A 21,857-nucleotide genomic window follows, 5' to 3' on the forward strand; every position below is an offset into this window, starting at 1 on the left:
CTGGCGGCCTTGATTGGCAAGGGGTTCAGGGAATTCGTGAGAATCTGCAAAGGTAGGATGTTTGGTTGAATCAAGAACAGGTGTTCGAATTTGTGAAAGCAGCGCAATATCTGCGCCCCGCACACCAAGTGTTTACGGCTAGTTGCTCTTTCTATCTGAGTAGTTGCTCTAGTCGTGTTGTTCGTTAATTGAAGTCATGTTGGTCGGGGAATGCCTTAGAGTCGGACTCTTGAATGAAATGCCCGTAGCGCCGAGTGTTTTTCCCCTTGTACTGGCGTATATCCGGAGTTTGTCGGCTGCTGTTGCGGCGGCCGGGCTAGGGGAATCCCTTAGTTGTTGATTGGATGTTGCAGGTCATATCAAGTGCCTGGCGCAGCGGCCAGGCACTTGATGAGCGAGGGTCATTGCGGACTTGAGCGTCCGGTCATTTCCCGAGCCATTTCACTGGCGTAGCTGTCGGTCATGCCGGCGATGAAATCGATCATGCGCAGGAACGAGGTGTGCAGCGGCCAGTTCGGGTCCGGTGCGTTATTGCCCAGCAGATCGAGAATCCGCCGGTTCTTGAACGACGGGGTCTTGCCGCCGTGCTGCTCCAATGCCGCGCCGCAAAACGAGTTCAGGAGAATTTCCAGGGTGGTGTAGGCGCCGATCTCGTGCAGGGTCTTGCGCTTGTCCTGGAAGATCTTGCGCCGCGCCACGTCCTTGGCATTGAGCACACAACGCTTGGCCGGGCCATGCATGTGCTCCACCAGATCGCCGTGCAGGGTGCCGGCCAGCAGGGCGTCCTGCTGTTCGACAAAGGCCCGGGCGGCGGCGTTGGTCAGGTGCTCGATGGCCTTGCCCCGCAGGATCGCCAGGCGCCGCCGGCGCGAATCCCCCGGGCCCAGCTGGCGATAGGTTTCCGGCAGGTCGTCGCCCACCAGCCCCAACAGCAGGGACTCGACTTCGGCGTACTCCAATAGGTCCATCTCCAGGCCGTCTTCCAGATCGATCAGGGCGTAGCAGATGTCGTCCGCCGCTTCCATCAGGTACACCAGCGGATGCCGGGCCCAGCGCTGTTCCTCCAGTTGCGGCAGGCCCAGCTTGTGGGCGATCTGTTCCAGCAGCGGCAATTCGCTCTGGTAGCAGCCGAACTTGTGCTTCTTGTAGCCCAGGGAGTCGGCGTGGCGCGCGGTCCAGGGGTACTTGAGGTAGGTGCCGAGGGTGGCGTAGGTCAGCCGGGTGCCGCCATCGAACTGATGATATTCAAGCTGGGTCAGGACCCGGAAACCCTGGGCATTGCCTTCGAAATTGAGGAAGTCCTGGCGTTCGGCCTCGCTCATTGCGTCCAGCCAGCCACGCCCGGCGGCCTGCTGGAACCAGTGGCGGATGGCGTCTTCGCCAGAATGGCCGAAGGGCGGGTTGCCGATGTCGTGAGCCAGGCAGGCCGACTGCACGATCATCCCCAGGTCGCTTGGGTCGCACCAGTCGGGCAAGGCGCCGCGCAGGGTCTCGCCGACGCGCATGCCCAGGGAGCGACCGACGCAACTGACTTCCAGGGAGTGGGTCAGGCGAGTGTGGATATGGTCGTTGCTGGACACCGGGTGCACCTGGGTCTTGCGCCCCAGGCGGCGGAAGGCGCCGGAGAAGATGATGCGGTCATGGTCTTTATGGAAAGGGCTACGGCCGAGTTCTTCCGGGCTGTGCACTGGCTTTCCGAGGCGTTCGCGGTTGAGCAGGGTCTGCCAATCCAAGGCGGGGTCTCTCCGAAAAAAAACTGAAGGGCAGAGCTTCCGGGTTCCTGGGCGTGGCCGCAAGAGGGGCGTGGCCTGCACTCGTGTATCCATCGCGTCGCCGCGTTCGTCGGCAAGCCGGCTGGAAACAAGGCGAGGGCTACAGGCCGGCGGCGTCGATATCGATCAGCAGCAGGCGCTGGCCGTTGTCGAAGAACTGGCCGGCAGTCAGGCAGTACTGGTTGCTGGTGGCGTCGCGGTAGGTGTTGGACAGGGTCAGGCGGCGCTCCTCCCAGCCTTCAGCCAGCAGGTGATAGAAGTACGGGCGCCACGACCAGTTGTGGCCGACGTAGCTGCTGTCGGCCTGCCAGTGGTCATGCCGCCATTCCAGGTTCGGGGTCAGTTGGGTGCCGTGGCGGTCGCACTGGTAGAAACGCAGCAGCCAGGGAAAGGCCTCCACGGCGGGCAGTTGACTGATGGGAGCCTGAGCCTGGGCCCAGGCCTGCAACAGGTTCATCAGCTCTGCCAGTTGCTGGCGCATGCGCATCAGGCGGTTGCGTTCGGCCAGCTTGTGCCGCACATAGCGCTCGCGCAGGCGGGCGAAGGGCTGGACGAAGGCATCGCTGGCGAACAGCTGTTCCTCGGCCCGGGCAAACAGGAAGCCCTGTACGTAACGCGAGCCGCACTCCAGGGCGAAATCCAGTTCGGCTTCGGTTTCCACCCCTTCGGCGATGATCCAGCAGCCGGTTTTTTCCGCCATCTGTGCCAGGGCCTTGACCACATCGCTGCTGGGCCCGCCCCGGGCTGCGGCCTGGAACAGGCGCATGTCGAGCTTGAGGATGTCCGGTTGCAGCGCCAGCACCCGGTCCAGTTGCGAGTAGCCGGCGCCGAAATCGTCGATGGCGATTCGCGCCCCCGCCTGGCGATAGCGCGCCACCACCTCGGTCAGGCGCTGGCTGTTGCCCCCCAGCTCGGTGATCTCGAAGACGATGCGCCGCGGATCGACCTCGTTTTGCTGCAACTGCTTGAGGCTGGGCAACGGTTGTCCTGGCCGCAATCGACTGATCCAGCGTGGGGAAATGTTCAGGCTCAGGAACCAGTCCGCCGGGGCTTCGTGCAGGCGGCGCAAGGCATCGTCGCGGACCAGGCGATCAAGACGGCGCAAGGCGCTGGAAGGGGTGCGGGGATCGGCGAACAGCGGCCCCACCGACGCCAGTTGCCCATTGCCCTGGCGCAGGCGGCCCAGAGCTTCGACTCCGGCGATGCGCCCGGTAGCGGTATCGATGAATGGCTGGAAGCAGGCGAGCGGTTGCCCGTCGATCACAGGGCCTCCTTATAGAGTCTTGTTGGTAGGGGGGGCTGTGGCTGTCGGGTAGACAGACAGGCGTCCAGGCTGGGTGAACATTGCCGCGTTCGACAATACGGCGTTTTCACCCACCCTGGGTCGACCCCTTGGTTAAGGGGCCGATCCGGGTTGCTTAGCAAGAATGCAGCCAGATCAGCCGTTGCCTGTTGCAGGCGCTTGCCGATGCTCGCTCAGGGTTTGCGCGAGGCGCCTTGCAGCGCCAGTCTGATCAGAGGCAACAGGCTGGTGCCCAGGCGTATCAGGCGGGTGAGGCTGCTGGTGCCGCCGCTCTTGGCACCCTTGCCGGTGATGAACCCCAGCAGGGTCACCGCCGCCACGCCCCAGAGTGGGGCGTGCTTGATGCCAAAGCCTTCCTGCCAGCTTTGCCCAAGGCCGCGAACCCGTTGCAGGGGTTGCAGCAATTGCTGGGACTCGTGACGGATTTCCTGGCGGTGCATTTCCATGCGCAGGCGGATCAGTACCTTGCGCATTTCCCGGCGTGAGGTGTTCTGCGGAATGTCCGGCAACTTCATGGCAGCAGGCGCTCCCGATCATTGGCCAGCTCTTCGAGCGTGGCGTGGAAGGGCGAAGATTCATCAAAGATCGCCGACTTCAGGCGCAGGCCGCAGAACACTGCCGCCAGGGTGTAGAACACGCACAGGCCGATGATCCCGGCCAGGCGATAGCTGTCCCACAGCAGGATCAGCACCAGCGCCGACAACCCCACCAGCAACAGCAGGGCAAACACCAGAGCCAGGCCGGCAAACAGCAGCAGGCTGACGGTGCGGGCTTTCTGTTCCTGTAACTCGATGCCGAACAATTCGACGTGGCTGTGCAACAGGCCCAGGACAGCGGCCCCCAGGCGCCGCGAGGACGCGCTTGGACCGCTGCCGGACGAAGTGGATTCGCCGATAGCCATATCAGCGCCGCGTCGCCAGCAGGCCGATGAGAAAGCCGACGCCGGCAGCAATCCCGACGGACTGCCAAGGGTTGCTCTGTACATAGTCTTCAGCAGCCGTGACTGCAGCCTGGCCACGCTGGCGCAGGGAGTCCTCGGTCAGTTGCAGGGTTTCCCGGGCCTTGAGCAGGCTGTCGTGGATCTGCTCGCGCAGTTCATCGGCCTGGTCGCCGGCCAGGGTCGCGGTGTGTTCCAGCAGACGCTCCGTGTCACTGACCAGTGCCTGAAAATCCGCCATCAGTACTTCTTGAGCCGTCTTCGCCGTTTTGCTGGCCATGGTTGTTTCTCCGTTGATTGCGTGTGTGAGCTATGAGTGTGAGCCCCGAGTGAAGGTTCACTGTAATTGTCTGGTACAGCTTTTGCTTTGTCCTGGTGCGCAAGGCGTGACGCTTGCGCCGAAAACGAGCAAGGGTGGCGCTCTAGCCCGCGTCAACCCTGGGCAAAAAATCACAACCTCAGGTCAATCTCCTTCCCGTGGTTTCGCGTGCGGCCCCTGGCGCGCCAAAACGGTTCACCGATTACGCGTGATAGCGTGTCCCGGAGCCAATTTGGTGCAAGGCCGGCCGTGGAGCCGGGGAGATGATGGCCGATTTCGGATCTGCCTACTCCATGGAAAATCTGCAAAGCGCTGTGGACACCCTGGTCCACGGTTCCAACACCCTGTTCATTCTGATCGGGGCGGTCATGGTCCTGGCCATGCACGCCGGTTTTGCCTTCCTCGAAGTGGGCACGGTCCGGCAGAAGAATCAGGTCAATGCGCTGTCGAAAATCCTCAGCGACTTCGCCGTCTCGACCCTGGCCTATTTCTTTATAGGCTATTGGATCTCCTACGGCGTGAGCTTCCTGCAACCGGCGGCGGTGATCAGTGCCGACCACGGCTACGGTCTGGTGAAGTTCTTTTTCCTGCTGACCTTCGCCGCAGCGATTCCGGCGATTATCTCCGGCGGCATCGCCGAGCGTGCGCGTTTTGTACCGCAATTGTGCGCCACGGTGCTGATCGTGGCGTTCGTCTATCCATTCTTCGAGGGGCTGGTGTGGAACGGCAACTTTGGGGTGCAAGCCTGGTTGAAGCAGCGTTTTGGCGCCGGCTTCCATGATTTTGCCGGGTCCGTGGTGGTGCACGCCATGGGCGGCTGGCTGGCGCTGGCAGCGGTGCTGTTGCTGGGGCCGCGCAACGGCCGTTACCGCGACGGCAAGCTGGTGGCGTTCGCGCCGTCGAGCATTCCCTTCCTGGCGTTGGGCTCGTGGATCCTGATTGTCGGCTGGTTCGGCTTCAACGTGATGAGCGCCCAGACCCTGCAAGGGGTGAGCGGGCTGGTGGCGGTGAACTCGCTGATGGCCATGGTCGGCGGCACCGTGGCGGCGTTGATCGTCGGGCGCAACGACCCGGGCTTCCTGCACAACGGGCCGCTGGCCGGGTTGGTGGCGATCTGCGCCGGCTCCGACCTGATGCATCCGGTGGGCGCCTTGGTCACCGGGGCGATGGCCGGGGCCTTGTTCGTCTGGTGCTTCATGGCCGCCCAGAGCCGCTGGAAGATCGACGATGTGCTCGGAGTCTGGCCGCTGCATGGCCTGTGCGGTGTGTGGGGCGGGATTGCCTGCGGGATCTTCGGCCAGCGTGCATTGGGTGGGTTGGGCGGTGTCAGCCTGGCCAGCCAGTTGATTGGCACCGGCCTTGGGGTACTGGTGGCGCTGCTGGGCGGATTCGCCGTGTATGGCGTGATCAAGGCCGTCTGCGGGCTGCGCCTGACCCAGGAGCAGGAGTATTACGGCGCCGACCTGTCGCTGCACAAGATCGGTGCGGTGAGTCAGGACTGAGGGGCCACGGGCCCAGGCAGCGAACTGCTCAGGGCCGCGGCGGGACGGCCTCAACCGCCCTGCAGGCGTGCTTCGCAGGCCTCGATCGCGGCCTGGGAACCGGACACCAGTATCCGGTCTCCGGCTCGCAGGCGCGGGGCCGGATTGAGCGGCAGCTCGCTGCCATTGCGTTGCACGCCTTGCACATCCACGCCTAGTGCTTCCAGTCCCAGCTCTTGCAGCAGTCGGTTGCAGGCGTAGGCGTCCGCGTCGAGGTTGACCGCGTGCATCTGCACCGCGGGTGGCTCGTGATTGTCCTGGGTGCTGCTTTGCGCCCCATGGTAGAAACCGTGCAGCAGGCGATAGCGGCTGTGACGCACCTCGTCCACGGTGCGTTGTACCCGTTGCTCCGGCAGGCCAAGCATGATCAGGGCGTGGGAAGCCAGCATCAGGCTCGACTCTAAAAGCTCTGGCACCACTTCATTGGCGCCGGCGGCCTTGAGTTCCGCCAACTGGCTGTCATCCCGGGTCCGTACCAGGATCGGCACGTTGCGGTCCAGGCGTCGCGCTGCCTTGAGTACAGTTAGCGCTATATCGGTTTTATCCACCGCGATCACCAGCAGTCGCGCCCGCTCCAGGCCTACCGCCGCCAGCAGGTCGCTGCGCCGGCAGTCGCCGTAATGCACGCAGCTTTCCGCCGCCGAGGCTTCCTGGACCCGCACCGGGTCATCGTCCAGGGCGATATAGCGCAGTTGCTCATGGTGCAGGAAGCGCCCGATGGATTGGCCGACCCGGCCGTAACCGCAGATCAGTACGTGGCCCTGCAACTGGGCGTTCTGCGCGCTGATTTCCTCCAGTTGAGCGGCCTGGTTGGGTTTGCGGTGCAGGCGAGCAGTGATCAGCGGGGCGGCGCGCAGCAGCAGCGGGGTCAGCAGCATGGAGCAGAAGGTGGCAGCCAGCAGCAGGCTGCTGATCTGCGGCGGGATCATCTGGCTCAGTTGCATCTGCGCCATGAGGGCGAAGCAGAATTCACCACCCTGGGCCAGGGCCAGGCCGCTGCGCCAGGCGGTTTCGCCGTCACTGCCGCGCAGTTTGAGCAAGGCGGCCACTACCGAGCCCTTGATCAGTAGCAGGGCCAGGGTCAGGCCGAGGATCAACAGGCTGTGGTCGATGAACAGTTGCAGGTCGATGAGCATGCCGATGCTGACGAAGAACAGCCCCAGGAGAATGTCGCGGAACGGACGGATATCGGCTTCGATCTGGTGCCGGTAGTGGCTTTCTCCCAGCAGCATGCCGGCAAGGAAGGCCCCCAGGGCCGGCGACAGGCCCAGCAAATGGGTGAGCCAGGCGGTCAGCAGCACAATCACCAGGGCCAGCAGTACGAACAGCTCGGCAGAGTGGGAGGCGGCGACTTCGTGGAACAGCCGGGGCAGCAGCCAGCGGCTGGCCAGCAGCAGGCCGAAGAACAGCACCAGGGTCTTGCCCAGGGTGACAGGCAGGGCCCAGTACCAGGCCTGGTCGCTGTGGCCGGCGAAGACCGGCACCAGGGTCAGCAACAGCACCGCCACCACGTCCTGGAACAGCAGCACGCCGATGGCATTCTGTCCGTGGCTGCTGAAGATCTCGCCGAGGCTGGTCAGCTCCTTGCTGACGATGGCGGTGGACGACAGGGCCAGGCCGGTGCCGAGCATCAGCGCCGAGGTCAGGGGCATGCCGAACAAGGCCAGGAGCACGCCGAGGATCAGGCCGCTGCACAGCACTTGCAGGCTGCCCAGGCCAAACACCACGCGGCGCAGGGCGAGCATCTTCGACAGGGAAAATTCCAGGCCCAGGGAAAACAGCAGGAAGACCACCCCCAGTTCCGCCAGGTCCGGCAGGTCCTCGCTGTCATTGACCCAGTCCAGGGCGGTGGGTCCGACCATCAGCCCCACTGACAGATAGCCCAGGACCGGTGGCAGGCTCAGGCGCCGGAACAGCGCAATGACCACCAGTGATGAAGCGAGAATAATCAGCAGATTGGCAAACAACGGGCATCTCCGGACAAGGGGCGGGCAGGGCAAAGCCTAGAGGCAAAAAGGCCGCGAGGATCGCCCGGTTGGCGGTAAATAATGCTGACTCATGTCATTTTTTGTTGAGAATTTCGCATATTCGCGAGCCTTGGCCAGGCTCAGAAAGTGTCTATCGAGGTGCTGTACGCCTGTCGGAGCATTCTCTGTGCAGGGCCGCAGAGGGGCAGGGGGCCTGGGCATCTCTGGACAGAGGCGGGTCGACGGCTTTCGCGCTCGGGCCTAAAATAAGCACCCGTTCTTCACACGGTTGCCCTGTCATGCCCCCTGAATGCCAATTGTTCGGCACCCTTGGTTGCCACCTGTGCGAACTGGCCGAGGCCGAGTTGATGCCGCTAGTGGAGCACGGCCTGATGGTCGAGCTGGTGGACATCGCCGAGAGTCAGGAACTGTTCGAAAGCTATGGCCTGCGTATCCCGGTGTTGCGCCGGGTGGACAATGGCGCCGAGCTCGGCTGGCCCTTCGACGCCGAGCAGGTGGTGGCGTTCCTGCGCTGACACTTGGCTTGCAACATCCGAGGCTTCCGCCTGTCGCCCGTGGTCAGAATTCATTGGCGAGATCTGTCGATTGGTTTACTGTATGCATATACAGCTATCGAGGAGTCTCGTCATGTCTCTCACTTTCCTGACCGGTACCGAACGCTCACAGCCGTTGCCAACCTGTTTTCTGGAACTGGGTGATAGCGGCTGCGCTGCCGTTGCCAATGAGCCCACCGGTAGCGGTTTTTCCCTGGATCGGACCCTGGGTCTGGGGTCTCCCCAGATCCACGGCCTGTTGGTGGACGACGACAACCTGCTGGGGTTCGGCATCTACCCCGGGGATCGGCTGATCGTCGATCGCTCAGCCAATCCGGTGGTGGACCAGTACCTGGTGGTACGTCCCCAAGGCGCCCATGAATACTCGCTGCGCCTGCTGGCTCCCGATCCTCGTGGCGGTCTTTTGCTCAAGGCGGCGCGCCCTTCAATCCCTTCCTTGGTGCTGGATGACCTAGGCTCGATCGAGATCTGGGGCGTGGTGTTGTGGGTGGTCAGTTATGTGGGACGCAAGCAGCCCTGATGGATATGGCGGACGCTTCAAACGGTTAAAGGAATAAATGATGGTCAATGTCGAACAACTGAAAAACAGCGTGAACAGCATGTCCACTGATGTGCTCCGTGAGGCGGTGCTTGAGTTACGCCTGGATGGGTTGGTCACCGAGGGCAAGACACCCTTCAACAAGCTGCACTTCAATACCTGCTTTGCCGAGATCGAAGCCCTGTTCCAGCGAGCGGGTTACCACCGGCAGCTGGATGTGGTGGGTTATCAGGGGCTGCTCTATGCCCTCTATGATCCGGGTCGCTGGGAGGCTGTGGACGTGCTGCGCTGGCTCAAGGAGTTCACCGAGGCAGCGGCCCAGGCCAAGCACTCGTGTGCCTGAGGTCGGGCAAACTGCTTCTAGGTTCCTGAGGGGCGCTGTTGGATAATGCCGCCTTGCATTGATCTTTCGAGCTTTTGTATGTCCACCGCGAGCTTTTCCGCTGCACAGCATCAGGCCAGTACCTTGTATCTGCCCCCTGGCTCCTGGCCGACGGTGCTGGATTGCCTGTGTGATCACTTCAAGGCCATCAGTCGTGAACAATGGCTGGATCGTATCGCCCGCGGCCGAGTGCTGGACGGGCAGGGCCAGCCCATCAGTCTGGACCTGGCCTATCGCGAAGGCTTGCGGATTCATTATTTTCGCGAGGTGCCGGATGAGAAGGTGATCCCGGTGCAGGAGACCATCCTCTATGCCGACGAGCATCTGGTGGTGGCGGACAAACCGCATTTTCTTCCGGTCACCCCTGCGGGCGAGTACGTCGAGCAGACTTTGCTGCGTCGCCTTATCCGCCGCCTGGACAACCCGAATCTGGTGCCCCTGCATCGCATTGACCGGCATACGGCAGGGCTGGTGCTGTTTTCTGCCCATCCCGGCAGCCGCTCGGCCTATCAAGCGTTGTTCCCTACCCGGCAGATCGAGAAACGCTATGAAGCCATTGCCGGCGCCTTGCCACACCTGAGTTTTCCCCTGGTGCACAAAAGCCGATTGGTGGACGGGGAGCCCTTCTTCCGCATGCAGGAAGGCGAGGGGGCGAGCAATACCGAAACCGCCATCGACGTCAGGGAAAGGCACGGCGATCTGTGGCGCTATGCCTTGTACCCGGTGACCGGCAAGAAGCATCAGTTGCGGGTACACATGAGTGCCCTTGGAGCGGCGATCTGCAATGACCCGTTCTATCCCGAGGTGCTCAAGGGCGCCGAGGATGACTATGACAATCCACTGAAGCTGCTGGCTCAGGGCCTGCGCTTCATCGATCCGCTGACTGGGCAGGAGCGCGATTTCGAAAGCCGTATCAGTCTGCAGTGGTGAAAAACCGTCTCGCAGAAACAATAAAACCCGCAGCAAGCGGGTTTTATAACATCAGAGCAACCACCGTCGGACTTACAGCTCCTTGACGGTACGAACCTGATCCTTGTTGATGCGAGTCTGTTTGCCGTCCAGCTGTTCAAACTCGTAGAAGCCGGAATCCTTGTCGTATTCAGGGGTATCGACGGCCTGGATTTCGCGACCGTCATTCAGGGTGATCACTGTCGGCGAGGCGCAACCGGCGAGAGTGGCCAGGCCCAGTGCGAGCATGAGAGTGGCGAGGGTCCGTTGAGTCATTGTGTGTCTCCGAAATGAGTACTTTTGAGTGCTGGTCTTCAGACGTATACAACGTCTGCAAGTTCCTTGGCCAGGGACATTCTGTCACGTTGCCGGGCGGATCGCAGGCGTTGGCGGCTGCAGCTTAGCTCACAGCGCCTGTTTGTCCGCGGTCTGGCTTTCTCGACGGCCGGACTGCGTGTGCTGGCAGTCCGGGGCAAGGTGAAGGCCGACCCCGCAGCGGCGCCGGATCAAAGCGCTGTGATATAACACCGGGCTGTGTCTCCTACCTCTGGATCGAGCCTATGAAAGCCAAGGCTGATGTACCTTTTGCTCCCCTGAATATTGCGGTGCTGACCGTCAGTGACACCCGCACCCTGGAAACCGATACCTCCGGCCAGGTCTTCGTCGAGCGCCTGGGCGCCGCGGGCCATCGATTGGCGGCGCGGGTGTTGCTCAAGGACGATCTGTACAAGATCCGCGCCCAGGTCGCTACCTGGATCGCTGATGACGTGGTGCAGGTGGTGTTGATCACCGGCGGCACCGGTTTTACTGGTCGCGACAGTACTCCGGAAGCTGTGGCCTGCCTGCTGGACAAGCAGGTCGATGGTTTTGGCGAGCTGTTCCGGCAGATATCGGTGGCGGATATAGGTACTTCCACTGTGCAGTCCCGTGCCTTGGCCGGGCTGGCCAACGGCACCCTGGTGTGCTGCCTGCCGGGTTCCACCAATGCGGTACGTACCGGCTGGGACGCAATACTGGCCGAGCAATTGGATTCGCGGCATCGGCCGTGCAACTTCGTCCCTCACCTGAAACAGGCGGCGCCTTGTGAATCCCGTGGGTAAGCCGGGCAAGCAGGGGGCCTTGATGCCGGTGGAGCAGGCATTGGCGCGCCTGTTGGCCATGGCCGAGGCAGCGCCCATTGTCGAGCGTGAACGGCTGCCATTGGCAGCCACTGAGGGCCGGGTCCTGGCTGAGGCGCTGGTATCCAGCCTGGATCTGCCGCCTTGGCCCAACAGCGCCATGGATGGATACGCCTTGCGCGTGGAGGACTGGAAGGGCGAGCCCTTGCCGGTCAGCCAGCGGATTTTCGCCGGGCAGTCCCCCGAGCCCTTGCAGCCGGGAACCTGTGCGCGGATCTTCACTGGCGCTCCGGTGCCGGCGGGTGCGGATTGCGTCGAGATGCAGGAAAACACCCAGGTTCAGGATGATCAGCGCGTACGTTTTACCGAGCCATTGAAGGTCGGCCAGAACATCCGTCCCCAGGGCCAGGAAACCACCATAGGTGAGCAGGTCTTGGCTGCCGGTACGCGCTTGGGGCCCATCGAGCAGGGCCTGGCAGCGTCCTTGGGATGTGCCGAGCTTGAGGTGCTGCGTCGAGTCCGTGTGGCGGTGTTGTCCACCGGCGACGAACTGGTGGAGCCTGGTCAGCCTCTTGGTCCGGGGCAGATCTACAACAGCAATCGAGTGCTGCTGTGCAGTTGGTTGAAGCGTCTGGGTTGTGAGGTGCTGGATGCGGGAATCCTTCCCGACGATCTTCCCGCGACCCGTCAGCGCCTGGCGGAGTTGGGGGATGTGGACCTGATTCTTTCCACCGGCGGTGTCTCTGTGGGGGAGGCGGACTTTCTCGGTATCGCCCTGCGGGAAGCCGGTGAACTGGCCCTGTGGAAACTGGCGATCAAGCCTGGCAAACCCCTGACCTTCGGACATTTTCGTGGGGTACCGGTGATTGGCCTGCCGGGCAATCCGGCATCGACCCTGGTGACTTTCGCCCTGCTGGCGCGGCCTTATCTACTGCGGCGCCAGGGCGTGCAGCAGGTGCAACCATTGAGTTTCCAGGTGCCGGCAGGCTTTGTCTGGCCCAAGCCCGGCAATCGTCGCGAATACTTGCGTGGCCGCCTGGAGAATGGGCGAGCGATCATCTATCGCAATCAGAGCTCTGGCGTACTGCGCAGCGCTGCCTGGGCGGAAGGTCTGGTAGAGGTGCTGGAAGGTCGGACCCTGGAGGAAGGTGACGTGGTCAATTTCATTCCCTTGAGTGAAGTGCTGGAGTGAAGTGTTGGATTGATCGGCCACGGGCCCGGTTCTGCGCCGGGTCCGTGCTTTGCTTCAGCGCAGCAGCAATAACAGCAGCAGTCCGAAGCGACTGTGGAAACCCCAGGTCACCAGCCCTGCCATTATCGAGGCCGCACATGTCAACCAGGCCAGGCGTTTGATTATCGATAGCGGCCTGGAATGAGGCGGATGTGCTTCGGACGAGAGTGGCACATCGAACTCCCGAAGTGGAGGAGCCGCCAGCCAGGAGCTGTCGTTGATGCGATTGAGCGTTGAATGCCCTTGTGGATAAAACCCCTTGTCGTTCATGACGGTGCACTTCCTTGTATGAGGCGTCAGCGCCTGGCATGCACAGTCACTGATTGGCTCCGCAGGGTCAATTCAGGCAAATCTCATTCTTCGGTCAGAAAATTCACTTTGAGTCCTACGTCTCGTTTCAGGCGCCTGTACTGAGGCTGCCCGACGCCTGGGCCTGGGTTTATTTATCGGGCGAGTTGCCTGACGAGCAGCTTCGTCACTTGCCGTTGTGGCAGATTTACGGGGCCAACGCTGTTTCAAGTGCTACCGGGGGCGGCCGGAGCTCGGCCATAAATGTCGTTGAAGCGCACGATGTCGTCTTCGCCCAGGTACTCCCCGCTTTGCACTTCGATTATTACCAGGTCGATCACCCCGGGATTGCGCAGTCGATGAGGGCGACCGGGCTTGATAAAGGTCGACTCATTGGTGTCGAGCAGAAACTCGTCTTCTCCGTTGGTCACCCGGGCCATGCCGCTGACCACGATCCAGTGCTCACTGCGGTGGTGGTGCCTTTGCAGCGACAGCGAGGCGCCGGGTTTGACTTCGATACGCTTGATCTTGAAGCTCGGTCCTTCCTCAAGCACGGTATAGGTGCCCCAGGGGCGGTTCACGGTGCGGTGCAGGCGGTAGGCGTCGTGGCCCAGGCGCTTGAGCTCCTGGGCGATCAGTTTGACCTCCTGGCTGCGCTTGCCGTCGGCGATCAGCAGGGCGTCCGGGGTGTCGATGATGATCAGGTTGTCCAGGCCGATACCGCCCACCAGGCGCTGGCGTGAATCGATGTAGCAGTTGCGGACGTCATGCAGCACGGTCTCGCCGTTGCACTGGTTGCCGTGTACGTCCGCCGGGCTCAGCTCGCGCACTGCTTGCCAGGAGCCGATATCGCTCCAGCCGAGCTGGCAGGGCACCACGGCGACCTCCTTCGATCGCTCCATCACCGCGTAGTCGATGGAGATGTCCGGCGCCAGGGCGAAGCTGTCGCGGTCCAGCTCCACTTGCACTTCGCGTTGGCCTTGCCTGTGGCGGCTCAGTTCCAGGCAGCGCTCGACGGCATTGACCACCTGTGGCGCGAATTTGCGCAACTCACGGAGGATCACATCAGCGCGCATGCAGAACATGCCGGCGTTCCACAGGTGCTGGCCGCCGTCGACGTAACACTGGGCAGTGGCAGCATCGGGCTTTTCGACGAAACGGCTGACCTGGAAGCTTTCACCGTGCAAGCCCAGGCCTTTCTCGATATAGCCGAAACCGGTTTCGGCATGGCTCGGCTCGATACCGAAGGTCACCAGCCAGCCTTGCTCGGCCAACTGCCGGGCGCGCGCCACCGCGTTGGCGAATGCCTGGAGGTCATTGATCAGATGGTCGGCGGGCAGCACCAGCAGTTGTGCGTCAGCGCCGTAGTGCTGGTTGACGTGCAGCGCTGCGGCGGCAATGGCCGGCGCGGTATTACGGCCGAAGGGTTCGAGGATGAAATCCAGTTCAAGCTGAGTCTTGTTCAGCGGGCGGTAGTCATCCAGGGTGCGAAAGAGCACTTCACGGTTGGTCACCGTCAGCAACCGGCCGACGTCTTTCAGGGCCGTGGCGCGCACGAAGGTCTTCTGCAGCAGGCTCTCGCCGTCTGGCAGGCGCATGAAGGGTTTGGGCATCGCCTCACGGGACACCGGCCACAGGCGGGTGCCGGCGCCGCCAGCAATGATGCAGGGAATGAGCGGGCTCATTTAGAAGGCCTCGTGGATCATGATGACGGACGCGATGGTGCGGAACAGAATGTGCAGTTCAAGCCAGGCTGACCAATTTTCGATGTATTCCAGGTCGAATTCGACACGTTTTTCGATTTTTCCAGGGTATGAGGCTCGTCACGGTAGTTATTGACCGGCGCCAGCCCGGCAGCGGCAGATTGCGCAGGATCAGTTGCAAGCGCAGCCGGTTGTCGAAGAGCGACTCGGCGTACTAGCTATGAAAGATTTTCCTCGTTGGCAGGCTAACCTGGGTCATGAGTGGTGAGGTACGAGCCAGGCTGGCTTGGGCAAAAAAATAATCGATGGGACAGACTTATTTTGCTGTGCCCGAGGTCAACATCCCTCAAGGAACCCATAACCGGAGTCATGGTTGATGAATGAGCGCAAGGCACTGTTGATACTGCACGGCAAGCAGGCCCTCAACGATGAGGTGCGCGCTGCGGTTGAGGCCAAGCGTGCTGCCGGCTGGGAGGTTTCGGTGCGTCTGACCTGGGAGGCGGGAGATGCCCAGCGTCTGGTGAGCGAGGCGCTGGACGCCGGGCATACCCGGCTGATTGCCGGAGGCGGCGACGGTACGCTGCGCGATATCGCCGAGGCCCTGGCCAACGCGTCGACCCAGGCCAGTCTGGCGCTGCTGCCATTGGGCACGGCCAATGACTTTGCCCGGGCTGCCGGTGTTCCCCTTGATCCGGCGGCGGCCCTGGAGCTGCTGGACGTCCCGGCCCGGACGATCGACCTGGGGGAGGTTGGCGGGCAGATTTTCCTCAATATGGCCACCGGCGGCTTTGGTAGCCAGGTCACCGCCAATACCTCTGAAGACTTGAAGAAAGTCCTTGGCGGTGCCGCTTATCTGTTCACCGGGCTGTCGCGCTTTGCCGAGTTGAGTGCGGCTTATGGCGAGTTGCAGGGGCCGGATTTCCATTGGCGTGGTGAGTTGCTGGCCCTGGGCATCGGCAACGGCCGGCAGGCGGGAGGCGGGCACGAGCTTTGCCCGGGAGCCATGGCCGACGACGGCTTGCTGGATATCAGCATTCTGCCGGCGCCTCAGGAGCTGGTGGGCACTCTGAAGAGTCTGCTGGCCGGTGGCTTGGGGATCGACAATATGTTTGTCCGCGCGCGTCTGCCCTGGGTCGAGATCAAGGCCTCAAGAGGCCTGGACATCAATCTTGATGGCGAACCGCTGCAGGGCGACACTTTGCGGTTTACCGCCCGTCCTGCGGCCTTGCAGGTGCATTTGCCGGCGGATTCGCCGTTGCTCGGCGCCGCTCGCTGAGTCAGTCGTCGAGGCTGATGATGCGCTCGCGCACGGCGAACAGCACCAGCCCGGCGACGTCGAAGATCTGCAGGCGTTTCATGATCTGCGAGCGATGGGTTTCCACGGTCTTGATGCTTAAACCCAGGCCCAGAGCGATCTCCCGGGTGGACTTGCCCCGCACGATCAGCCGCAGTATTTCCAGCTGGCGAGCCGTCAGGTTGTGGTTTTCCGCAGGCTGGGGCTGGTGCTTCTGGGCTCGGGTCAGCGCCTGGTTGATCACGGTATGAGCAATGGCCGGACTCAGGTAGCGCTCGTTGTTGCGCAAGGCTTCCAGGGCGTGTTCGAGTTCGGTGGCGGTGGTGTCCTTGAGCAGATAGCCGTGGGCGCCGGATTCCAGGGCCTGCATGATCAGGGAGGGGTCGGTATGCATCGACAGAATCAGGACTTTGCTCTGGGGCCGCATTGCCTTGAGCCGGCGCAGGGCGTCCAGGCCGCCGATGCGTTTCATCGACAGGTCCAGCAGGACGATGTCCGGATGCAGTTTCTCGACCATTTCCAGCAGTTGCGCGCCGTCATCGGCTTCACCGATCACCGCGTATCCGGGAATGTCCGTGACCAGGGCACGCACGCCAGCCCGGATAAGCGAGTGGTCATCCACCAAGAGTAAATTACAGGTCAATGTGAAACCTTATTCGTGCTGGCCCGCTCCAGGGTGCGAGGGGCCCAGGGAAAGAGTGCTTCGATCTGGGTGCCTTGGTCGAGCTCGCTGGTGATCTGTAACAGGCCGCCCAACTGGCTGATTCGTTCCTGCATCCCGGCCATGCCTCGCTGGCCCAGGGCGCCGGGATCGCTGGCCGGGGCGAACCCCTGGCCATCATCGCTGATGAACAGCGAAAGGCCTTCCGGCAGTCGCTGTATTCGTACCAACAGGTTTTTCGCCTGGGCGTGGCGCAGCATGTTGGTGACCGCTTCCTGGGTGATGCGGAACGCTGCGACGGCCATCTCCTCCGGGATTCCCGACAGGCGCTGGCGGCATTCCAGGCTCCAGTGCACCGAGGTGTTTTCCAGGGTCTTGAGCAGGTGGGCGCGCAGGCTGGCCTCCAGTCCCAGGCTGGCCAACTGCCGGGGATTGAGGATTGCGGACACGTCACGCACTTTGGCCAGGGTCTCTTCCAGAGTGGTGCCGAGCACCGCGCAGGAGTCCTGCAGGTCGTCCGGCAGGCGACGCTTGAGCCAATCGGTCTGCAGTTTTGCCGCTGTCAGCAACTGGCCGATGTCATCGTGCAGTTCACGGCTGAGGCGGTGTCGCTCATTTTCCTTGACCTCTAGCAGGCGTTCGGCGAGCTCCTGGGGCTGAAAGCGGATGGACTTTCGCGAATAGCCGTATTGCACCCAGATACAGGTCAGCGCCGCGATGTTGAGCAGCAGCAAGATCAGCGGCAAGGGCCGGTCCAGGCAATAGATCAGTGCGTTGCCCAGGGTCGAGCAGGAACACAGCAACAGGCTGAGCCAGCGCAGATGATCTAGAGAGAGGGGCCAAGAGAAGAGAGACTTGAGGCTGGCGTACATAGCGGATGGAGCCAATGAATGTTCGCTGCGAGAGCCCTGTCAGAAGTGGATGACGAGGCTTGTTTGAGAAACGGTGTTATTTGAATACTCGGTTTCAATCAACGTTGTCTGTTTGTCTTGTACAAGCCGAGTAGTGACTGCCGACACTGGAATCAAAGTGCCATTACTGTGTCCGTTTATGGGCGACATAATACCACCGAAGATACCGTTGGTCGCGTTTATACGCACAGTTATATATGTCCTGAAAGTCAGGAATATGGATCTGCTGTACGTTTGTTCCATTTCCTCCATGGACTTCGGGAGGGGTAATGAAAGCGCGGGATATGGACGATGTTGCGGGCCCATACAGGGCTCTGAACAGTAAGTCCCGGGGCTGGCGCTAGTTGGAGTTGGTGAATCGATAATGTCGCTCTTGGGTATGAAATACTCAATAACGACCAGATAGTTGACCCTGAGTCTGAAGTTCTAGTGATATTTCGGGTTGGCTATTGTAACTGCGGGTTTTATCTGCCAGCCAGCGGCACAAGTGCAACTTCAATGGGTGCAGGATGGATAAGCGCAGGTACAGTTTTGCGCCACTTGATCGGTCAGTTCGTTGATCAGCAGGGCCTGTTCGCTGTCATCCAGATTGAGTTGGCCGTTGTGCGGGTCGATCAATTCCAGTTGCCAGGCCATCAGGGTCAGGCAGCTTTTCAAGGCGTCGAGGATCGGATCGTTGAGGTCCACTGGATGGGCTGTACGTTTCAACACGCCATGAATGTGCAAGGCGAATTCGGCCAGCGGGCTGATGGAATGGCGTGCTGCCGTCTGGGCCAGGCACAGCAGGCTGGCGAGCAGGCAGTTGATCGCTTCTTCGTCATTCCTGATCAAGTGCAGATGGCTCAGGCAATCTTCCGATTTAGCCAGTAGAGCCTGAGCTTCAAGCAGGAACTCAGGCAGGGGGGGAGCGCACTCATGGCCGTCCTTTAGCATGCTTATCTCCATGACTTCGAGTCCGATGGCGGGATAGGGCCTTGGCTGAACGGTTTTAAGGTATGACGCGTTTTTTGCGTTTGCATATCAGATATATCTGATTTTTTTTCAGGTGGCGCGAGCGGCTGTGAGAGTGGTTGTTCATCGCTTTTGCAAGCAGCCCGAATACCGGCCACAGCAATGCGGCGCACTTGCGCTGGGGCTTGATGGGCGTGGGTGCTGAGGCTTGAAAGGGTGCTGGGCCACCTTTCTGCGATCACAAACAAAAGCCTGACTCCGTTCATGCAATGAGAATGGCGTCACATTAATGGCTATTGGATATTGCGAATATCAGGATGGTCCTGATTGTTGCTAGGGGAAACCCTTAGGCGCGGGAACTTCACGCCGCGAAGGAGGTCGCGCCGTCGGAGAGTCGTGCTGATGAATTGACCGGCTCAGTAAAGCATGATGTTAATGTGACATCAATGGCTTTCATGCGGCAATTTGCATGCGGGTCAAGATCCGGCGGATCCCGCCGATATCTGTCTTTAGTGAATTCATCAGAACAAGCCCAGGAGTCATTAATGGCCGGCATTCTCGACACGGTAGATCAACGCACGCAGCTGGTGGGTGAGAATCGCCTGGAAATCCTCATGTTCCGCCTGGCCGGTCGGCAGCTGTTCGCGATCAACGTCTTCAAGGTCCAGGAAGTCCTGCAGCTGCCCAAGCTGACCCTGATGCCGCAGCGCCACCCGTTCGTTTGCGGTGTGGTCAACCTGCGTGGCCAGACCTTGCCGGTCATCGACCTGTCCCAGGCCATCGGCATGCGCCCGCTGGTTCCGGGGCCCAACAGCACCATCATCGTCACCGAGTACAACCGTTCGGTGCAGGCGTTCCTGGTGGGCGGCGTGGACCGCATCGTCAACATGAACTGGGAAGCCATCATGCCGCCGCCCACCAGCGCCGGGCGCCAGCATTACCTGACGGCCATCAGCAAGGTTGACGAGCAACTGGTGGAAATCATCGACGTCGAGAAGGTCCTGGCGGAAATCGTGCCCTACAACGCCAAGGTTTCCCGGGACAAGCTGGAAGATCCTGTGCTCGAACGTGCTCGCGGCCGTGAAGTGCTGCTGGTGGATGACTCCAACGTGGCGCTTTCGCAACTGCGCGACACCCTCGGCCAGTTGGGGGTGAAGATGCACATCGCCAGCGATGGCCTCAAGGCTCTGAACATGCTCAAGGCCTGGGCCGACACCGGGGTCGACATGACCGACAAGTTGTTGATGGTATTCACCGATGCGGAAATGCCTGAGATGGACGGCTATCGCCTGACTACCGAGATCCGCAACGACCCACGCCTGCGTGGGCTGTATGTGGTCCTGCACACATCCTTGTCCGGCAGTTTCAACGAATCGATGGTGAAGAAGGTCGGTTGCGACAACTTCCTCTCCAAGTTTCAGCCGGACAAACTGGTGGACGTGGTCCGTCAGCGTTTGATGCTGGATGAAGTCAGCGTCTGATTCATGAGGATGTCCGGCTGCTTTTCCCTTGCACCTTTGTTTCGTCGAAGCGCTGGTATAGGGTGAGGCTTTTTGCCCACACAGGGAGCTGGACATGCGTCTTAGCGCGCTTTATCGATACCCGTTGAAATCCGCAAAGGGCGAAACCCTGCAACAGATCGGCCTGGACAAGCTCGGCCTGGAGGGGGATCGCCGCTGGATGCTGGTGGACGAGGCCAGTGGGCGCTTCCTCACCCAGCGTGCCGTGGGCCGCATGAGTCAGCTCTCGGCGTTGTGCAATGACCAGGGTGGCCTGACCCTCAGCGCTCCAGGGTTTTCCACCCTTGACGTGCCCCTGCCAGCGGCCGATGCCGTACTGCGCGGCGTGACCATCTGGCATGACAGCCTGCGGGTGCCTGATGCCGGTGACGAAGCGGGCGCCTGGGTCAGTGACTTCATCGGCAAGCCCACCCGCCTGGTGCAGGTACCCGCGGAACGGGCGCGAAGCACCGCCGCCGGTTACGGCAGGGACGATGATCAAGTGGCGTTCGCCGATGGTTTTCCACTCTTGTTGATTGGCCAGGCATCCCTGGAGGACCTGGCCGGTCGCGTCGGGCGGCCTCTGGAGATGCTGCGTTTTCGACCCAATCTGGTGATCGAAGGCAGCGAGCCCTTTGCCGAGGACCAGTGGCGGCGCATACGGATTGGCGATGTCGAGTTTCGTGTGGTCAAGCCGTGCTCGCGCTGTATCCTGACCACCATTGACCCACAGACTGGCGAACGCAGCGCCGACCGCGAACCCCTGGCCACTTTGCAGAAATATCGCGCCCAGGCTGACGGGGCGATGTTCGGGCAGAATCTGGTCAACGACGGCAATGGTCGCTTGCAGGTGGGGATGCCAGTGACTGTCCTCGAATAGCGTTTCTTGGCCCCATGAAAAATGCCCGTCTCTTATAGGAGACGGGCATTTTTTGTCAGCGCGACAGCCGTGACAGGTGAATCAACCGCGGTATTCGCACAGGTAGGCGGTTTCCACGGCGACTTTCAGTTGGAACTTGCTGTTGGCCGGTACGTTGAACTGGCTGCCGGCAGGAAAGGTTTCCCAGTCGGCGCTGTCGGGCAGGCGCACGGTCAGGGCGCCGGACACCACGTGCATGATTTCCCGTTGCGCCGTACCGAACTCGTATTCGCCCGGGGCCATGACGCCAATGGTGGCTGGACCTTCGGCCGTGCCGAAGGCAATCGACTTGACGGTGCCGTCGAAGTACTCGTTGACTTTAAACATGGGCGATTCCTCAAGAAAGGGTCAAAAAGGTCGGCCAGTATGCACAAGGCCTCAAAGGCCGTCACCTGCCGCCATCATGGAAGAATCAGCGGCAATAAGCGCGCGGTATTGCGTGCATCTTCCAGGGCTCGATGCTGCTGGCCGTTGAACTGCATGCCGGCCAGTTGCAAGGCTGCATTCAGGCCCAGGGGGCGCTCCAGACGCCTGGCCTTGGCAAAGCGCTGCTTGAGGTTCATGTGGGGGACGTCATTCAACAGGCTGTGCAGTTGCTGGTTGTGCCACTCCAGTTGCAGTTGCTTGCGGTCATAGTCGCCCCAACTGGCCCAGCCCTCCAGGCGCGACTGATGCTGGCCCAGCCAGCGTTCGAACAGGGTCCAGACTTCGCCCAACGGTGCGGCGCTGTCGATATTGGCCTGGGTGATATGGGTCAGTTCGCGACAGAACGGCGTCAGCCTGGGACGTCGCAAGGGGCGGACGAAACGCTGGAAATGGTCCTGTTCCCGACCCTGACGGTTGACCAGGGTGGCTCCGATTTCGATGATTTCCATCTCGCTTACCGGCCAGCCCCCTTCATCCGTCGTGGCTTCCAGATCTATTACCAGCCAGTGGGGCATCGCTATTTCCAGCCTTCAAGCTCCTGATGAGGCTTGAGCGTAGCCAAAGCTGAGGCATC

General features: G+C 61.4%; 24 protein-coding genes and 1 pseudogene. 10 read left to right on the forward strand and 15 right to left on the reverse strand.

Translation table 11 applies throughout. The features are described from left to right. Positions 1 to 401: 401 nt before the first annotated feature. From Q8O96_RS09985 to Q8O96_RS10005, 5 genes are all read right to left on the reverse strand, one after another. On the reverse strand, positions 402 to 1,733 hold the full coding sequence (locus Q8O96_RS09985; protein WP_102860919.1) for a deoxyguanosinetriphosphate triphosphohydrolase: 1,332 nt from the start codon (positions 1,731 to 1,733) through the stop codon (positions 402 to 404). Between the two features lie 139 nt (positions 1,734 to 1,872). Next, positions 1,873 to 3,036 (reverse strand): EAL domain-containing protein, encoded by a 1,164-nt coding sequence (locus tag Q8O96_RS09990; RefSeq protein WP_102860920.1) that lies wholly within the window; start codon positions 3,034 to 3,036, stop codon positions 1,873 to 1,875. Between the two features lie 212 nt (positions 3,037 to 3,248). Then, on the reverse strand, positions 3,249 to 3,590 hold the full coding sequence (locus Q8O96_RS09995) for a hypothetical protein (protein WP_102860921.1): 342 nt from the start codon (positions 3,588 to 3,590) through the stop codon (positions 3,249 to 3,251). Then, positions 3,587 to 3,976, reverse strand: coding sequence for a phage holin family protein (locus Q8O96_RS10000; protein WP_102860922.1), 390 nt, complete (start codon positions 3,974 to 3,976; stop codon positions 3,587 to 3,589). Before Q8O96_RS10000 ends, Q8O96_RS09995 begins: the two co-directional genes overlap by 4 nt. Before the next feature lies 1 nt (position 3,977). Beyond that, complete coding sequence (locus Q8O96_RS10005; RefSeq protein WP_011062506.1) at positions 3,978 to 4,292, reverse strand: YqjD family protein; 315 nt, start codon at positions 4,290 to 4,292, stop codon at positions 3,978 to 3,980. 332 nt (positions 4,293 to 4,624) lie between these two features. Here Q8O96_RS10005 and Q8O96_RS10010 point away from each other — a divergent pair, with 332 nt between their 5' ends. Then, a complete protein-coding gene (locus Q8O96_RS10010; protein ID WP_305948753.1) occupies positions 4,625 to 5,833 on the forward strand; it encodes an ammonium transporter in 1,209 nt (402 codons plus the stop codon). A gap of 50 nt (positions 5,834 to 5,883) precedes the next feature. On the opposite strand, the gene Q8O96_RS10015 is transcribed toward Q8O96_RS10010, so the two are convergent. Then, positions 5,884 to 7,839 carry a monovalent cation:proton antiporter family protein gene (locus Q8O96_RS10015; protein ID WP_305948727.1) on the reverse strand — a complete coding sequence of 652 codons (1,956 nt, stop codon included), beginning with the start codon at positions 7,837 to 7,839 and terminating at the stop codon, positions 5,884 to 5,886. A 299-nt stretch (positions 7,840 to 8,138) separates the two neighbouring features. Between Q8O96_RS10015 and Q8O96_RS10020 the strand changes: the two genes are divergently transcribed. From Q8O96_RS10020 to Q8O96_RS10035, 4 genes are all read left to right on the forward strand, one after another. Next, the gene (locus tag Q8O96_RS10020) at positions 8,139 to 8,375 is read left to right on the forward strand and encodes a glutaredoxin family protein (RefSeq protein ID WP_102860924.1); all 237 of its coding nucleotides are present in this window, start codon (positions 8,139 to 8,141) and stop codon (positions 8,373 to 8,375) included. A 112-nt stretch (positions 8,376 to 8,487) separates the two neighbouring features. Continuing rightward, a complete protein-coding gene (locus Q8O96_RS10025) occupies positions 8,488 to 8,934 on the forward strand; it encodes a S24 family peptidase (protein WP_102860925.1) in 447 nt (148 codons plus the stop codon). Between the two features lie 40 nt (positions 8,935 to 8,974). Next, the gene (locus Q8O96_RS10030) at positions 8,975 to 9,295 is read left to right on the forward strand and encodes a transcriptional regulator (RefSeq protein WP_102860926.1); all 321 of its coding nucleotides are present in this window, start codon (positions 8,975 to 8,977) and stop codon (positions 9,293 to 9,295) included. Between the two features lie 78 nt (positions 9,296 to 9,373). Then, the gene (locus Q8O96_RS10035) at positions 9,374 to 10,264 is read left to right on the forward strand and encodes a pseudouridine synthase (protein WP_305948728.1); all 891 of its coding nucleotides are present in this window, start codon (positions 9,374 to 9,376) and stop codon (positions 10,262 to 10,264) included. Positions 10,265 to 10,336: 72 nt separating this feature from the next. Here the strand turns inward: Q8O96_RS10035 and Q8O96_RS10040 are convergent, their stop codons facing one another. Then, a complete protein-coding gene (locus Q8O96_RS10040) occupies positions 10,337 to 10,558 on the reverse strand; it encodes a YgdI/YgdR family lipoprotein (protein WP_102880419.1) in 222 nt (73 codons plus the stop codon). Between the two features lie 284 nt (positions 10,559 to 10,842). Between Q8O96_RS10040 and moaB the strand changes: the two genes are divergently transcribed. Both moaB and glp read left to right on the forward strand, forming a co-directional pair. Beyond that, positions 10,843 to 11,382, forward strand: a complete 540-nt coding sequence (moaB, locus tag Q8O96_RS10045; protein WP_102860929.1) for a molybdenum cofactor biosynthesis protein B — start codon at positions 10,843 to 10,845, stop codon at positions 11,380 to 11,382. Further along, positions 11,366 to 12,592: a gephyrin-like molybdotransferase Glp gene (gene glp / locus Q8O96_RS10050; RefSeq protein ID WP_102860930.1), complete on the forward strand. Its 1,227-nt coding sequence runs from the start codon at positions 11,366 to 11,368 to the stop codon at positions 12,590 to 12,592. The genes moaB and glp overlap by 17 nt, the downstream gene beginning before the upstream one ends. A 54-nt stretch (positions 12,593 to 12,646) precedes the next feature. Here the strand turns inward: glp and Q8O96_RS10055 are convergent, their stop codons facing one another. The 3 genes and pseudogenes from Q8O96_RS10055 to Q8O96_RS10065 all read right to left on the reverse strand — a co-directional run. Further along, positions 12,647 to 12,901, reverse strand: a complete 255-nt coding sequence (locus tag Q8O96_RS10055) for a hypothetical protein (RefSeq protein ID WP_115580621.1) — start codon at positions 12,899 to 12,901, stop codon at positions 12,647 to 12,649. 245 nt (positions 12,902 to 13,146) lie between these two features. Next, on the reverse strand, positions 13,147 to 14,604 hold the full coding sequence (locus tag Q8O96_RS10060) for a mannose-1-phosphate guanylyltransferase/mannose-6-phosphate isomerase (protein WP_305948729.1): 1,458 nt from the start codon (positions 14,602 to 14,604) through the stop codon (positions 13,147 to 13,149). Beyond that, positions 14,605 to 14,771, reverse strand: a pseudogene (locus Q8O96_RS10065) (sugar transferase); the annotation flags it as partial. 227 nt (positions 14,772 to 14,998) lie between these two features. Between Q8O96_RS10065 and yegS the strand changes: the two are divergent. Then, positions 14,999 to 15,898, forward strand: coding sequence for a lipid kinase YegS (yegS, locus tag Q8O96_RS10070; RefSeq protein ID WP_102860933.1), 900 nt, complete (start codon positions 14,999 to 15,001; stop codon positions 15,896 to 15,898). A 1-nt stretch (position 15,899) separates the two neighbouring features. Here the strand turns inward: yegS and Q8O96_RS10075 are convergent, their stop codons facing one another. From Q8O96_RS10075 to Q8O96_RS10085, 3 genes are all read right to left on the reverse strand, one after another. Continuing rightward, positions 15,900 to 16,559 (reverse strand): response regulator transcription factor, encoded by a 660-nt coding sequence (locus tag Q8O96_RS10075; protein WP_102860934.1) that lies wholly within the window; start codon positions 16,557 to 16,559, stop codon positions 15,900 to 15,902. After that, positions 16,556 to 17,449 (reverse strand): sensor histidine kinase, encoded by an 894-nt coding sequence (locus Q8O96_RS10080; protein WP_102860935.1) that lies wholly within the window; start codon positions 17,447 to 17,449, stop codon positions 16,556 to 16,558. Before Q8O96_RS10080 ends, Q8O96_RS10075 begins: the two co-directional genes overlap by 4 nt. Before the next feature lie 534 nt (positions 17,450 to 17,983). After that, positions 17,984 to 18,421, reverse strand: coding sequence for a hypothetical protein (locus tag Q8O96_RS10085; protein WP_102860936.1), 438 nt, complete (start codon positions 18,419 to 18,421; stop codon positions 17,984 to 17,986). Between the two features lie 563 nt (positions 18,422 to 18,984). Here Q8O96_RS10085 and Q8O96_RS10090 point away from each other — a divergent pair. Together Q8O96_RS10090 and Q8O96_RS10095 are read left to right on the forward strand one after the other, a co-directional pair. Then, positions 18,985 to 19,920: a chemotaxis protein CheV gene (locus tag Q8O96_RS10090; RefSeq protein ID WP_102860937.1), complete on the forward strand. Its 936-nt coding sequence runs from the start codon at positions 18,985 to 18,987 to the stop codon at positions 19,918 to 19,920. Positions 19,921 to 20,014: 94 nt separating this feature from the next. Then, positions 20,015 to 20,818, forward strand: a complete 804-nt coding sequence (locus Q8O96_RS10095) for an MOSC domain-containing protein (protein WP_305948730.1) — start codon at positions 20,015 to 20,017, stop codon at positions 20,816 to 20,818. A gap of 81 nt (positions 20,819 to 20,899) precedes the next feature. On the opposite strand, the gene Q8O96_RS10100 is transcribed toward Q8O96_RS10095, so the two are convergent. Next, positions 20,900 to 21,184, reverse strand: a complete 285-nt coding sequence (locus tag Q8O96_RS10100) for a pyrimidine/purine nucleoside phosphorylase (RefSeq protein ID WP_102860939.1) — start codon at positions 21,182 to 21,184, stop codon at positions 20,900 to 20,902. Between the two features lie 74 nt (positions 21,185 to 21,258). Further along, on the reverse strand, positions 21,259 to 21,798 hold the full coding sequence (locus tag Q8O96_RS10105) for an exonuclease domain-containing protein (RefSeq protein ID WP_102860940.1): 540 nt from the start codon (positions 21,796 to 21,798) through the stop codon (positions 21,259 to 21,261). Between the last annotated feature and the right edge of the window lie 59 nt (positions 21,799 to 21,857).

Source organism: Pseudomonas sp. LPH60 (assembly GCF_030718165.1).
GTDB lineage: Bacteria > Pseudomonadota > Gammaproteobacteria > Pseudomonadales > Pseudomonadaceae > Aquipseudomonas > Aquipseudomonas danubii.

What these genes read in the sequence shown, in the direction of transcription:
- Q8O96_RS09995 (WP_102860921.1), bottom strand. Translation starts at nt 3,590, where the DNA reads ATGAAGTTGCCGGACATTCCGCAGAACACCTCACGCCGGGAAATGCGC.
- Q8O96_RS10000 (WP_102860922.1), bottom strand. Translation starts at nt 3,976, where the DNA reads ATGGCTATCGGCGAATCCACTTCGTCCGGCAGCGGTCCAAGCGCGTCC.
- Q8O96_RS10005 (WP_011062506.1), bottom strand. Translation starts at nt 4,292, where the DNA reads ATGGCCAGCAAAACGGCGAAGACGGCTCAAGAAGTACTGATGGCGGAT.
- Q8O96_RS10010 (WP_305948753.1), top strand. Translation starts at nt 4,625, where the DNA reads ATGGAAAATCTGCAAAGCGCTGTGGACACCCTGGTCCACGGTTCCAAC.
- Q8O96_RS10020 (WP_102860924.1), top strand. Translation starts at nt 8,139, where the DNA reads ATGCCCCCTGAATGCCAATTGTTCGGCACCCTTGGTTGCCACCTGTGC.
- Q8O96_RS10025 (WP_102860925.1), top strand. Translation starts at nt 8,488, where the DNA reads ATGTCTCTCACTTTCCTGACCGGTACCGAACGCTCACAGCCGTTGCCA.
- Q8O96_RS10030 (WP_102860926.1), top strand. Translation starts at nt 8,975, where the DNA reads ATGGTCAATGTCGAACAACTGAAAAACAGCGTGAACAGCATGTCCACT.
- Q8O96_RS10035 (WP_305948728.1), top strand. Translation starts at nt 9,374, where the DNA reads ATGTCCACCGCGAGCTTTTCCGCTGCACAGCATCAGGCCAGTACCTTG.
- Q8O96_RS10040 (WP_102880419.1), bottom strand. Translation starts at nt 10,558, where the DNA reads ATGACTCAACGGACCCTCGCCACTCTCATGCTCGCACTGGGCCTGGCC.
- moaB (WP_102860929.1), top strand. Translation starts at nt 10,843, where the DNA reads ATGAAAGCCAAGGCTGATGTACCTTTTGCTCCCCTGAATATTGCGGTG.
- Q8O96_RS10055 (WP_115580621.1), bottom strand. Translation starts at nt 12,901, where the DNA reads ATGAACGACAAGGGGTTTTATCCACAAGGGCATTCAACGCTCAATCGC.
- Q8O96_RS10060 (WP_305948729.1), bottom strand. Translation starts at nt 14,604, where the DNA reads ATGAGCCCGCTCATTCCCTGCATCATTGCTGGCGGCGCCGGCACCCGC.
- yegS (WP_102860933.1), top strand. Translation starts at nt 14,999, where the DNA reads ATGAATGAGCGCAAGGCACTGTTGATACTGCACGGCAAGCAGGCCCTC.
- Q8O96_RS10080 (WP_102860935.1), bottom strand. Translation starts at nt 17,449, where the DNA reads ATGTACGCCAGCCTCAAGTCTCTCTTCTCTTGGCCCCTCTCTCTAGAT.
- Q8O96_RS10085 (WP_102860936.1), bottom strand. Translation starts at nt 18,421, where the DNA reads ATGCTAAAGGACGGCCATGAGTGCGCTCCCCCCCTGCCTGAGTTCCTG.
- Q8O96_RS10090 (WP_102860937.1), top strand. Translation starts at nt 18,985, where the DNA reads ATGGCCGGCATTCTCGACACGGTAGATCAACGCACGCAGCTGGTGGGT.
- Q8O96_RS10095 (WP_305948730.1), top strand. Translation starts at nt 20,015, where the DNA reads ATGCGTCTTAGCGCGCTTTATCGATACCCGTTGAAATCCGCAAAGGGC.
- Q8O96_RS10100 (WP_102860939.1), bottom strand. Translation starts at nt 21,184, where the DNA reads ATGTTTAAAGTCAACGAGTACTTCGACGGCACCGTCAAGTCGATTGCC.
- Q8O96_RS10105 (WP_102860940.1), bottom strand. Translation starts at nt 21,798, where the DNA reads ATGCCCCACTGGCTGGTAATAGATCTGGAAGCCACGACGGATGAAGGG.